The 12,304-nt window shown below is 69.4% G+C and carries 10 protein-coding genes and 1 riboswitch; of the genes, 4 read left to right on the top strand and 6 right to left on the bottom strand.

Annotated elements, in window-relative coordinates:
• Nucleotides 1–120: 120 nt before the first annotated feature.
• From ABDJ40_RS13720 to ABDJ40_RS13705, 4 genes are all read right to left on the bottom strand, one after another.
• Entirely contained in the window at nt 121–765 is a 645-nt protein-coding gene (locus ABDJ40_RS13720) for a prephenate dehydratase domain-containing protein (RefSeq protein WP_347610579.1), read from the bottom strand.
• 5 nt (nt 766–770) lie between these two features.
• On the bottom strand, nt 771–1,940 hold the full coding sequence (locus ABDJ40_RS13715) for an acyl-CoA dehydrogenase family protein (protein ID WP_347610577.1): 1,170 nt from the start codon (nt 1,938–1,940) through the stop codon (nt 771–773).
• A 22-nt stretch (nt 1,941–1,962) separates the two neighbouring features.
• Entirely contained in the window at nt 1,963–2,376 is a 414-nt protein-coding gene (locus ABDJ40_RS13710; protein ID WP_347610575.1) for an acyl-CoA thioesterase, read from the bottom strand.
• A gap of 201 nt (nt 2,377–2,577) precedes the next feature.
• Complete coding sequence (locus tag ABDJ40_RS13705; RefSeq protein WP_347610573.1) at nt 2,578–3,981, bottom strand: class II fumarate hydratase; 1,404 nt, start codon at nt 3,979–3,981, stop codon at nt 2,578–2,580.
• Between the two features lie 207 nt (nt 3,982–4,188).
• Nucleotides 4,189–4,282: riboswitch (glycine riboswitch) on the top strand.
• Between the two features lie 167 nt (nt 4,283–4,449).
• On the opposite strand from ABDJ40_RS13705, the gene ABDJ40_RS13700 reads away from it, so the two are divergent.
• Nucleotides 4,450–5,592 (top strand): branched-chain amino acid ABC transporter substrate-binding protein, encoded by a 1,143-nt coding sequence (locus tag ABDJ40_RS13700; protein WP_347610571.1) that lies wholly within the window; start codon nt 4,450–4,452, stop codon nt 5,590–5,592.
• Nucleotides 5,593–5,788: 196 nt separating this feature from the next.
• Nucleotides 5,789–6,013 (top strand): hypothetical protein, encoded by a 225-nt coding sequence (locus ABDJ40_RS13695; RefSeq protein WP_347610569.1) that lies wholly within the window; start codon nt 5,789–5,791, stop codon nt 6,011–6,013.
• Between the two features lie 39 nt (nt 6,014–6,052).
• Here the strand turns inward: ABDJ40_RS13695 and ABDJ40_RS13690 are convergent, their stop codons facing one another.
• Nucleotides 6,053–7,087 carry an AraC family transcriptional regulator gene (locus ABDJ40_RS13690; protein ID WP_347610567.1) on the bottom strand — a complete coding sequence of 345 codons (1,035 nt, stop codon included), beginning with the start codon at nt 7,085–7,087 and terminating at the stop codon, nt 6,053–6,055.
• Complete coding sequence (locus ABDJ40_RS13685) at nt 7,084–8,004, bottom strand: diguanylate cyclase domain-containing protein (protein WP_347610565.1); 921 nt, start codon at nt 8,002–8,004, stop codon at nt 7,084–7,086. The genes ABDJ40_RS13690 and ABDJ40_RS13685 overlap by 4 nt, the downstream gene beginning before the upstream one ends.
• A 177-nt stretch (nt 8,005–8,181) precedes the next feature.
• Between ABDJ40_RS13685 and ABDJ40_RS13680 the strand changes: the two genes are divergently transcribed.
• Both ABDJ40_RS13680 and ABDJ40_RS13675 read left to right on the top strand, forming a co-directional pair.
• Nucleotides 8,182–10,725: a TonB-dependent receptor gene (locus ABDJ40_RS13680; RefSeq protein ID WP_347610563.1), complete on the top strand. Its 2,544-nt coding sequence runs from the start codon at nt 8,182–8,184 to the stop codon at nt 10,723–10,725.
• A 35-nt stretch (nt 10,726–10,760) separates the two neighbouring features.
• Nucleotides 10,761–12,290 (top strand): phytase, encoded by a 1,530-nt coding sequence (locus tag ABDJ40_RS13675; RefSeq protein ID WP_347610561.1) that lies wholly within the window; start codon nt 10,761–10,763, stop codon nt 12,288–12,290.
• Nucleotides 12,291–12,304: the final 14 nt, after the last annotated feature.

Below are 12,304 nucleotides of genomic sequence, written 5' to 3'. Positions count from 1 at the left end.
TGGGGTCCCTCTCGCGTGACCGGCGGGTTGGAAGGGCAGGCCGCCTGAGGACCGTTTGAAGGCCGTTTGAAGGTCTTTTGAAGGTCTTTTGAAGGCCGCTGACCGGCCCGGTTGCAGCTCCTAGGCCGCTGAGCGGCCCGGCTGCCCCAGTCGAGCCGCTCTGAAGCGGCCCAGCAGCCGCAGCTCCCTGCACTGCGTGGCAGCGTCCTGCAGGGCCTGGCGGACGTCCTCGCTGTCCGCCGGGGCGCACAGCGTGAAATGGAATCGATAGTGCCAGCCGTCCTGGCGCGCCGGCCTTGCGCACCAGTGCCCGATGGCGATGTCGCGGCGCGCCAGGGGCCTCAGCAGGTCCGCCAGGCTGCCCGTCCGCTCCGTCAGCACCACGGCCACCATCAGGCGGTCGTCCAGGGCGTCAGCCGGGTGCTCGGGGGGCGCGATGAGCCCGAAACGGACGCAGGCAGGCGCCGCCGGCCCGCCGCCGGTCTCGTGCAGCAGTTCACCCACGACCTTGACACCGCCAGCGAACAGGAGGTCATGGCTGCGGTTGACCATGCCCTCCTGGCTGCTCTCCAGGGGCACCAGCCCCAGATCGCAATCGCCCTGGGCGACGGCGGCATGGACGGCATCCAGGCTGCCAAGGGCTCGGCGATCCGCCGGCGCACCGAAGTGCCGGTCCAGGGCCGCCCCGCCTTCCCAGGCCTCGGTGTGGGCGATGCACTGCCCGGCCAGGGCGTGAGGGCGTGCGCGCCAGGCGGGACCGTCCATGACACTCAGGCGGTGGAAACCAGCCCGGAAGCCGGCGTTCGAGTGCTGGCTGCAGCCTGCGCCGGCCGCGACATCTGGTTGAAGATGTTCTTGCGATGCATCTCCTCCGTACCTCCGACGCTGGCAAAGCCCAGGGCATCGCGCATCAGGAGGGCCACGGGGCCTTCCTGGTAGCCACGGCTGCCATGGAGGCGGACCAGATCCAGCGCGCTGCGGATCAGGTCCTCGGAGCCCACCAGCTTGGCCACGGAGCAGGCCAGCAGGGCGTCCGGCTCCTCGTTGATGAGCTTGCTGACCGCGGCCAGGGCCGTCCAGCGGCTGCGCTCCATGCCGATGCGGATGTCCGTCAGCCGGCGCTGGACGTACTGGTGCTCGACGATGGGCTCTCTGAAGCTCTCGCGGCCGCGGGCGTACTGCAGGGCATCCTCGAGAAAGGGGCTCACCAGGTGGGCGGCCACCAGGCCGTAGTAGGCCCGGCCCAGGGAGATGATGTCCACCAACTGCCGCAGCCCGCGCCGAGCGTCGCCCAACACCTGCGCATGCGGGACGAAGACGTCATGGAAGGCCAGGCTGCCGGTGGGCAGGTCCGTATTGCCCAGCTTGCGGTCGCCCGGGCCGATCACGAGGCCGGGCGCTTCCTGGTCGAGGAAGACCAGGGCCACTGACTCCGGTGCATCGGCATGCCGACAGACGATCAGCGAGAAAGCGGCCATCGGCGCATGCGCGATGTTGTACTTGCTCCCGTTCAGCCGATAGCCGCCCGGGCAGGGGGTGAGGGTGCTGGCGATGCTGCGGACATCGGTGCCCGTGCCCGGTTCGGCGATGCCCGTCGCGCAGAGCTCGCCGCGGGCCAGCATGGGCAGGTAGCGGTCCTTCTGGGCCTCGCTGCCATGGCGCTGCAGCCCCCGCACCATGCCCGCCTGGGCGATGGCCGACAGCAGCAGGGCCGGGCAGCGCACCGTCTGCGCCAGGCCCTCCAGCGCCGCGGTGAAGTCCCACCAGGCGGAGGCATGGCCCTCGCGCTGCCCCAGGAGCTCCCAGAGACCGGCTTCGCGCAGGCGATGCCAGCGCGCGGCGTCGAAGTCCTGGCGCGGGCCCATGCCGGCGATCTCCTGGCCCAGCGCCTGGAAGCGTCGCTGCAAGCCCGCTTGAGTTTCGGACCAGTGCATCATCATGTTGGATCTCCTGCCGCTGCTCTCAGACGCTGCCCTGGAAGTCCAGGATGCGGGCCTTGAAGTCCTCGGTGACGGGCGTGGTCTTGTTGCTCTCGTAGTCGAACATCACGTGCTTGGAGTAGCCGCGGGCGACCACGGTGTCCTGCCCGTCCTGACGGTGCATGATGTGCTCGATCTCGAAGCTCTTGGTGCCGAAGCCGCTGACACGGCTGCGCACGATGAGGCTGTCGCCGAACATGGCGGGCTGCACATACTCGCAGGCCGTCTTGACCATGATGTGCGGCAGCTTCTCGTGCTTGGGCACCGAGAGCACCTTGAACATGAATTCGAGGTAGGCGTGCTGCAGATAGTCGTAGTAGACAGGGCTGCTGACATGACCCATTGAATCCGTGTCCCGGTACTTGACTTGGATGGGCGTTTCAAAGTTCTTGCTCATGGGGGTTCCTGATGAAGTGGGGAATGGCCGACCGCGATGGCGACGGCGCGCTCGGCTGCCGGCGCCCCGAGCGCAGGGGCTCGTCGGACCTGCGGCAGTGTTGCGGGCTCGAGAGGGGATGACTACTGTCACCAATCACAGTTCGCCCTGCGATGGCGCGATACGTGGGCGCTCCAGCCGGCGGCGGCCGGCCAGGGGCGCTCAGTGCTCACCGGTCAGGCGGGCCGGGTCCAGCAGCGCCTGCAATGTGTCCGGATCGATCTCGGTGCACTCGAGGGCCACCTCGAGAATGGGGCGCTTCTCGCGCCAGGCCTTCTTCGCGATCTCCGCAGCCCGCTCGTAGCCGATCAGCGGATTGAGCGCCGTCACCAGCACCGGATTGCGCGCCAGCGCCTCGCGCAGCCGGTCCTCGTTCACCCGGAAGCTCGCGATCGCCCTGTCCGCCAGCAGTGGCAGCACGGCGGTCAGCAGGGTGATGCTCTCCAGCAGGTTGCGGGCGACCAGGGGCTGCATCACATTGAGCTCGAAGTTGCCGGACTGGCCGGCCAGCGTGATCACGGCATCGTTGCCCATCACCTGGGTGCACACCATGAGGGCCGCCTCCGGGATCACCGGGTTGACCTTGCCCGGCATGATGGACGAGCCCGGCTGCAGCGCCTCCAGCTCAATCTCGGCCAAGCCCGCAAGAGGCCCGGAGTTCATCCAGCGCAGGTCGTTGGCGATCTTGGACAGCACCACCGCCACCAGCTTGAGCGCGCCCGACATCGCCACGGCGGCGTCCTGGCTGCCCATCAGCGCAAAGCGGTTGGGCCCCGGTGCGAAGGCGACGCCGGTGCGCTCGCTCAGCACCTCGCAGCAGCGCCCCGCGAAGGCCGGATGGGCATTGACGCCCGTGCCCACGGCCGTGCCACCCAGGGCCAGGCGCTGCATCAACGGCAGGGCCGCCTGGACCTGCTCGCGGGCCCCCTGCACCTGCGCAGCCCAGCCTCCCAGCACCTGGCTGAGGCGCACCGGCAGGGCGTCCATCAGATGAGTGCGGCCGGTCTTGACGTGGGCATGCACGGTGTCCGCCTTGCGATGCAGCACCTGCACCAGGTGATCCATCGCGGGCAGCAGGCGCTGTGAGACCGCCAGCGCCGCGGCCACATGCAGGGCGCTGGGCACCACGTCATTGCTGCTCTGCCCGGCGTTCACCTGGTCATTGGGATGCACCGGCGCGCCGTGGATCCTGCTCGCCAGGGTGGCCAGCACCTCGTTGGCATTCATGTGGCTGCTGGTCCCGGAGCCGGTCTGGAAGACGTCGACGGGAAAGTGCTTCATCAGCGCCGCGTCCTCCAGCTTCAGCAGCGCCTCGCTGGCCTGTGCGATGGCCTGCGCGGCGGCGGCGTCGAGCTGCTGGAGCTCGCCATTGGCCGATGCCGCAGCCCCCTTGATGAGCAGCAGGGCACGGATGAAGCCGGGCGGCAGAGGCTGCCCGCTGATGGGAAAGTTCAGCACGGCGCGCTGGGTCTGGGCGCCGAACCAGGCGTCGGCGGGCACTTCCACGGTGCCCATGGAATCGTGCTCGACACGCAGGCCGGGCGTTGGAGGGCGGTGTTCACTCATGGCGCAGGCTCCCGTCAGCAGAAGGGCAAGGGCGGCTCCCGGTCACTATGGACCTGCGGGCGCGCATTTGCATCAAGAGGTTCTTACTGGCACACCTGACAAAAAGGCTCTTGATTTGATTGTGGGTAAACCCTGATTCGTGGGCATAATCAAAGCCTTCAATGCAAGGTCCAGGCTATCCGCTGGCGGCCTTGCTGGCCACAAGCCCGAGCGACATCGGGAGAGTCCGCGCGCCACCCCGCGCGGCGCCGAAGGAGCAACCGCCCCGGAAACTCTCAGGCAAAGGGACCGATGTCGTGGACGAACTCTGCAGAGTTGCCGGTTGCATGACGTCTGCCGGCGCGCCGAAGGAGCAAGCCCGCCCCATCCTGGGCGGGAGGAATCTCTCAGGCATCAGCGACAGAGGGGGCGACGACCGCCGAGGTCCGGCGGCGTCACCGTGTCGCTGACGTCCCCAGGAGAGATCCCATGAACCACCCCGCCATCCGCCTCGGCGCAGTCGCCGCGGCCTGTGTTTCCCTGTCTGCCCAGGCGGCAGAACCGCTGCTCGTCAAGATCGGCCATGTGGCTGCGCTGAGCGGCCCGGCCGCCCACCTCGGGCATGACAACGAGAACGGCGTCCGCATGGCCGTGGAAGAGCTGAACGCCAAGGGCCTGCAGATCGGTGGCCGTCCGGCACGCTTCGAGCTGGTGGCTGAGGACGATGCGGGTGACCCGAAGCAGGGCACCCAGGCCGCGCAGAAGCTGGTGGATCTCAAGGTGAACGGCGTCGTCGGCCACCTGAACTCCGGCACCGCCATCCCGGCCGCCCGCATCTATGCCGAAGCCGGCATCCCGCAGATTGCGCCCTCGGTGACCAATCCCAAGTACACCCGCCAGGGCTTCAAGACCAGCTTCCGCATGGTGGCGGACGACGCCCAGCTGGGCGGCACGCTGGGCCGCTATGCGGTGCAGACGCTGAAGGCCCGGACGGTGGCCGTCATCGACGACCGCACCGCCTACGGCCAGGGCGTTGCCAGCGAGTTCGAGAAGGCCGCCAAGGCGGCCGGCGCCACCGTCGTCAAGCGCGAGTTCACCAATGACAAGGCCACCGACTTCACCGGCATCCTCACCGGCATCAAGGCGGCCAGGCCGGACGTGGTGTTCTACGGCGGCATGGATGCCGTCGGCGGGCCCATGCTGCGCCAGATGAAGCAGCTGGGCATTCAGTCCAAGTTCCTCGGCGGTGACGGCGTCTGCACCGCGGAGCTGCCCAAGCTGGCCTCGGGCCAGATGCTGGACGGGCAGGTCGTCTGCGCCATCGCGGGCGGCATCGACGGCACGCTGCGCCCCGGCTTCGACAAGTTCAAGGCCGACTTCAAGAAGAAGTTCGGCACCGAGGTCCAGATCTACTCGCCCTACACCTACGACGCCACCAAGGCCCTGGCCGAAGCCATGGTCAAGGCCGGTTCCGCCGAGCCCGCCCGCTACCTGCCCGTGCTGCAGAAGCTCAGCATGCAGGGCGTCACCGGCACCGTCGCCTTCGACGACAAGGGCGACATCAGGAACGGTGCCCTGACCCTCTACACCTTCAAGGGCGGCCAGCGCGAGGAACTGGGCGTGGTGCGCTGAGGTGGGCAGGCCGCTGCGTGAGAGGCCAGGCCGCTGCGTGCGGGGCCGCCCAAGGTGGGCGGCCTTCAGCCTTGGCGAAGCTACGCCACCACTTTCCTTGCCCTGGATCAGCGCTTTGACGGACCGCGCTTGCGAGGGCTCCATGACGGCTCCAACATGAACGCCACGTGCAGAAGAGCGTGTGGAGGCGCGAGTCATGGGCACCATTTCACGAGCACTGTTTCTGGAGTCCCGGATCGGCGAGCTGGTCGAGCTGCCGCGATGCGGCACCGCCCTCGAGCTGCCCTGGGTCTATGACGGGGTCGCCGAGGACATCTGTGCCATGGCGAAGTCCGGCAAGGTGGAGGTCATCGAACGTCAGGTGCAGCAGGTCCAGGGTGAGCCCTTGATCACGCGCCTGGCCTTTCGCCGCTTGATGTGAGGGGCCCCGGCCGGCAGACGGCCCTGGCAAGCCCCGCCCTCATCCCGACAGCGCGACGCCCGGCGTCAGGCCCGTCCAGCGCTTGAACGAGCGCCGGAAGCTGCTGCGGTCGTGAAAGCCCAGCTCGCTGGCGATCGAGTCGCTGCTGCGACCTTGCAGCAGCAGGAGGTAGAGCGCCACATGGCTTCGGGCCTGGTCCAGCTGGGCCTGGTAGTGGGTGCCGTGCAGCGCCAGCCGCCGCTTCAGCGTCGCCGGGCTGACGCCGAAAGCCTGGGCCGCCTGCTCCAGGGGCGTGGCCTCCCGGTACCGGGGCAGCAACCAGTCATAGAGAGCGGCGAGGAGTCCGCGCCCCGCGGCGGCGGGATCGGCGTTCTGCTCCAGGGCCCGCTGGGCCAGGTTCGGCTTCACGGCACGGGGCCAGGGCCGGGACAGCAGGGCCGCGGGCAGGCGCATGGCATCGAACTGGCAGCCGAAGCTGAGCTCGGCCCCGAGGAAGACGACATGCTGGGACAGGTCCCGCGGCCGCGTCCGGTTGAAGCAGAAGCGCCAGGGCAGCGCAGCTCCACTCTGCCACTGGCACAGGGACTTCAGTGCGCTCATGTGCATGTCGACCACGAAGGCACGCTGGGCCGCGGGGATGCCGCAGGACTCAGTCCACAGCAGCAGCGCTTCGTCGCCATGAAGCAGCAGGCGCGGCGTCAGCAAGGGCGAGAGACGGCCGGCGTACCGGCACAGCAGCTCCAGCGCCTCCCCCAGCGTGGCGGCCTGCAGCAGGGCGTGGCTGGCCAGCCCCGCATGGCCGGGCAGGCTCAGCTGGCCCAGCACGAAGGGCGTGTCGGCCGCTGGCAGCCGGTGCTGCAGGGCGGCCAGCAAGGCCAGCAATTGACGGGGACTGATGAGAGCGCTGCGCACCAGACCGGCATGGTTCAGCAGGTCCTCGGGCGCCACGGCTCGGGTGCGGGCCAGTTCCAGCACGCAGGCCGCCTGCTGCTCCCAGGGCAGGCAGGGGCTGGCCAGATCGAAGACCGGCGACCCGGGCGGCGCGCACAGTGCCGGGCTCAGCGTGGGGCTCATGCCAGCCTCCGGGCCAGGGCCAGCAACTGCTCATCGGCCGGCACTTGCGGCTGTACCAGGGACCAGGCGCAGCGCGCCGCCAACTGCAGGCGCAGGCCTGCCCGCGTGTGGTGGCCCAGATGGTTCAGGGCGGCCTGCAGGTGCTGGGCCTGCCGCTGGGCGGCGTCCGCTTGCGCGCCGGGCAGCAGCACGCAGAAGCGGTCGGCTGCGTAGCGGCACAGCAAGGCGTCGGGCGGGAGGCTCAGCAGCAGGAGATGGCTGAGGGCCTGAAGCAGGCGGTCGGCCTCCGCCAGACCCTGCTCGCGGACCACGGTCTGGAAATCTTCGAAGCCCAGCATCAGCAGGGCTGCCGGGCGCTGCATGCGCTGCTCCAGCCCGACCTGCGCTGTCATGTAGCCGGCATCGCCCAGCTGCGTGACGCCCTCCATGCTGCGATGGTCCCTGAAGATGCGCTCCCGGCGCAGCAGCTGCTCCGTCAGGACACGATGCTCCTGGCGCCAGTGATGCAGGCCCATCGTCACCAGCAGCATGCCCAGAGGCACCAGGGTGGACTCCAGCCAGTTGTCCCAGAGCACCGACTTGGGCAGCAGCATGAATTCGTCCAGCGCATCCACCCATTCGCCCAGCAGCATGGCCGCCAGCCCGAGGCACAGGAGGTCGGTGACGCGGCCTGCCGGCCGGCTGGCGCGCAGCTGCATCAGCCACACGCCTGCCATGAGCACCATGCCGCCTTCGCCCACGATGTCCATCCAGTTCCAGCGCGCCAGGGGCTTGGCGATGGCCTGATCCTGGAAGCAGTACAGCACCAGCGCCATGGCCAGCAGGACGAGACGGCCGAAGCCGGCCAGGCCCAGGACGGGGGCGAGTGTCGGCACCTCCAGGGAGGCGAGCAGGCGGCGCGCGGAGCTGATGTTCATGGGGGCGTGATGCTAGGAAGGGTTTGTGACAGTTCCCGCGGAAGCTGAGGGAGGGGGGACCTATCGGCTCACGGGCGGGGCGGCCCTGCGCTCATCGGTCGATGTCACGCGACTGCCATCGGGCTTCGGGACAGTGCGCCCCCATTGCCCGCCGGGCGCCCATTCAGTCGAGATCCCATGAAACCTTCCCCTCGCTCCCACTGCCGCCTCAGCGCCCTGAGCCTCGGCCTGGCCGCCGCCTTCGGTGCGCAGGCCCAGGCCAGTGCCACGCTGGATGCCGTCACCATCACCGGCCAGGCCGCGAGCCTGCGCAAGGCACTGGCCGCCCAGGAAAAGGCCAACCATGTGCTCAGCGTCATCAGCGCCGATGACATCGGGGCCCTGCCGGACAAGAACGCTGCGGAGGCACTCGCGCGCATGCCGGGGGTCTCGCTGCAGCGCGACCAGGGGGAAGGTCGCTACGTGGTGATCCGCGGGCTGGGGCCGGACCTGAACTCGGTCTCCATCAACGGCTCCCTGGTGCCCTCGCCCGAGGCCGGTCGCCGCGGCGTGGCCCTGGACACACTGCCGGCCGGCATGGTGCGCTCCCTGGAGGTCAGCAAGACGCTGACACCGGACCAGGACGCCGATTCCATGGGCGGCAGCATCGCCGTCAAGACCTTGTCCGCCTTCGACCTGCCGCAATCCATCCTGAACGTCGGCCTCGGCGTCACGCGCGACCAGCTGACGGCGCGGGGCGACGCCAATGCCCACCTGCTGTGGGCCCGCCGCTTCGGCGAGTCTCGGCACCTTGGGGTGGCGCTGGGCCTGAGCACCGAGAAACGCCGCTTCGGGTCCGACGACGTCGAGACCGGTGGCGCCTGGACCGATGGCCGCCTGAGCGGCGTCGAGCTGCGGGACTACCTGCCCGTGCGCGAGCGTCGGGCCCTCTCGGCCAATCTGGACTACCGTCCCCGCGATGGGGAGAGCTACCAGCTGCGCGCCTTCATCAGCCGGTTCAGCGACGATGAAGTCCGCGACCGCCTCACCATCGGCAGCGTCGCGAACAGCGCGGCAACGCCGGGCGGCCTGTTCGCCGAGGGTCAGGTCGTGACAGCGCGGGCCGAGCGCCGGCTGCGACAGCGCAAGTACACACAGGGCATCGACTCGCTGAACGTCGGCACCGAACAGCTGCTGGCGGACTGGACGCTGCAGGCCTCGGCCGGCCTGGGCCGGGCCAGCGAGGACACGCCGGAGTCGATCAACGACGCGCGCTTCCGCCAGAACAATGTGGCCGGCCTCTCCTTCACCGACAGCCAGCGGCCGCTGCTGCAGGGTCCCGCGGCGCTCTACAACACGGCAGCCTATGCGCTGAACGGCATCACGCTGCAGGCGCGCTGGAGCGAGGACAGGGAAGCCCACGCCAGGCTCGACCTGGAGCGGCGCCTCTTGCTGGCGGGGCGCCCGACGGCCCTCAAGTTCGGCGTCAAGAAGAGCAACCGAGACAAGCGCAACGACACGGAGCAGTGGGCCTACACCAGTAGCAGCGCCGCGAGCCCGAACTACTGGGGCGCGGGCGCCAGCACCCTGGCGGCCTTTGCCTCCGAGCAGGAGCTGGACTTCCCCTACGGCCGCATGGGCGTGGCCATCGACCCGCAGCGCGTCCGTGCCCGCATTGCCGAGCTGCCCCGCGATCCGGCCCGGCTGGTGCGCGAGTCGGCGCTGAACGACTACCGCATGGGTGAGGACATCAGCGCCGGCTACCTGCAGCTCAGCCACGAGTTCAATGACCGCCTCCAGCTGCTGGCCGGGCTGCGCCGCGAGCAGACCCGTTTCGAGGCGCAGGGCCAGCAGGTCAACGCCGCCAATGCCCTCAGTGAGCGCAGCAGCGAGCGCCGCTACGGTCATTGGCTGCCCGGCCTGCACGCCCGCTATGAGCTGGATGCCAGGACCTCGGTGCGTGGCGCCTGGTGGAACTCCGTGGTCCGTGCCAACTTCAGCCAGCTGGCGCCGGGCATCAGCCTGGCCAGCACGACGGAAGCCAGCATCGGCAACCCGGACCTGAACCCGCTGCGCTCCCGCAACCTGGACCTCGGCATCGAACGGATCCTGGGCCGCGAGGGCGTGCTGTCGGCCTATGTGTTCGACAAGGCGATCCGCGACTTCACCTACACCACCAACCTCGCAGGCAGCGGCGCCTGGGCCGCGTACACGACGGCCACCAGCTTCGCCAACGGGGACTCGGCCCGCGTGCGCGGCATCGAGCTGGCCTACAGCCAGCCCCTGCGCATGCTGCCGGGCGCGCTGTCAGGCCTGATCGTGGGGGTCAATGCCACCTTCACGGACTCGAAGGCCGAGGTGGCCCGATTCGACAGAAAGACGGGTGCGCTGCAGGCCCGCAGCATCCGGCTGCCGGGGCAGTCCAATGCCGTGGTCAACGTGATGCTGGGCTACGAGGCGGGGCCGATCAGCGCTCGACTGGCGCTGAATCAGAAGTCCAATTACCTGCTGGAGCTGGGGGCGGACATCCTGAACGCGGCCCAGGATCGCTACGTCGATCGCCAGCGGCAGCTGGACGTCTCCGCCGCCTGGCAGTTCGACCGCCGCTGGTCGGTCGTCGTGGAAGCGCTCAACCTCAACCGCGAGCGCTACTACGTCTTCCAGGGCAGCCAGCCCTTCAACGTGCAGAACGAGAGCTACGGTCGCACCTTCAAGCTGTCGGTCAAGGCCACGCTGTTCTGATGCCAGGGTCGATGATGATGATGATGATGATGACGATGATCCGAACCGCTCTGGCTGCAGCGCTGCTGGCCGCGTCCACCGCCGGGGCGCTGGCGGCCGACAGGGCGCTGACCCTGGACAAGAACGGGCTCCATCTGCTGGACGCCCAGGGCCGTGAGCTGGACCGCCATGCCGTGCGTGCCAAGCGCTGGGACCAGCGAGGCGAGGGCAGCGAACGCGTGGCCGTCCTCCTGGATGCCGACCGCAGCCGCCCCCTGCTGGCACGCGTGCGCGGCGACAGGCTGGCGGTCCACGATCTACCGGCGCCTGACTTCGAGGTCGAGGCCCTGTGCCTGCACCGCGACCCGCAGGGCCTGCTGCACCTGTTCCTGCTCGGCAATGACGGCCTGAGTGAGCAATGGCTGCTGGGCGAGCGGTCGGCGCGGCCCTTGCGCCGGCTGGCCACGGCGCCGCATCCGCAGGGATGTGCTGTGGATGACGAGCGCGGTCTGCTGCAGTTCGGCGAAGCCGGCGTCGGCCAGTGGTTCGTGGCCACCGAACCGGAAGGCCGGCCGCGGCGCTGGCTGAACGAGCCGGCACCCACGGCCCGTCCGGCATGGCCGGTGCTACAGCCCACGGCACAGACGGACCCGGTGGGCCAGCAAGGGGATGCGGCCGATGACCCGGCGATCTGGGTCCATCCGCAGGACGGACGGCGCAGCGCGGTGCTGGGCACGAACAAGAAGCAGGGCCTGCTGGTCTACGGGCTTGACGGCCGCCAGCGGCAGCTGTTGCCGGTGGGACGCATCAACAATGTCGACCTGCGGCAGGGCATCCGCACCGGCGGTCGAGCCTGGGACCTCGCGGTGGCCACCCAGCGTGACGAGCAGTCGCTGGTGTTGTTCGGCATCGATGGCCGCGGCCATGTGGCCGAGCTCGCGCGCCTGCCCACCGACCTGGCCGACATCTACGGCCTCTGCGTGGGCCGCACGCCGGACGGCCAGCTCGACGCCTTTCCCAACGACAAGGACGGTCGTGTCCAGCAGTACCGGATCGAACGGCATGAGGGGAAATGGCGCGCCCGCCTGCTGCGGCAGTTCAAGCTTGACAGCCAGCCCGAGGGTTGCGTGGTGGACGAGCGTGCGCAGCGGCTCTTCGTGGGGGAGGAGAAGCGCGGCATCTGGGCCCTGGATGCCACGGCCGACGCCCCGGCCCAGCCGCAGCTGGTCATGCCGGTCGGCCGGGAGCTGGTGGCGGATGTCGAGGGCCTGGCCCTCTATCAGGGGCGCCGTGGCGGGCCCAGCTATCTTGTCGTCTCCTCCCAGGGCAGCGACAGCTACCTGGTGCTGGATGCCCGCCCCCCGTTCCAGTTGCGTGGCGGCTTCCGCATCGGCATCAACGAGCAGCGGGGCATCGATGGTGCATCCGAGACCGACGGCCTGGAGGTGAGCTCAGCCGACTTCGGCGGCCTCTATTCGCAGGGGCTGCTGGTGGTGCAGGACGGCCACAAGCGCCTGCCTGACGGTCGCCAGAACTTCAAGCTGCTGCCGTGGAGCGAGGTCGCGCGGGCCTTGCGCTTGCCCTGACCCGCCTGACCGGC

It is taken from the genome of Roseateles flavus, from assembly GCF_039872765.1.
GTDB classification, from domain to species: Bacteria; Pseudomonadota; Gammaproteobacteria; order Burkholderiales; family Burkholderiaceae_C; genus Roseateles_B; species Roseateles_B flavus.
Note: the sequence above shows the minus strand (reverse complement) of the source record. Positions and strands in the feature narration are given on the sequence as shown.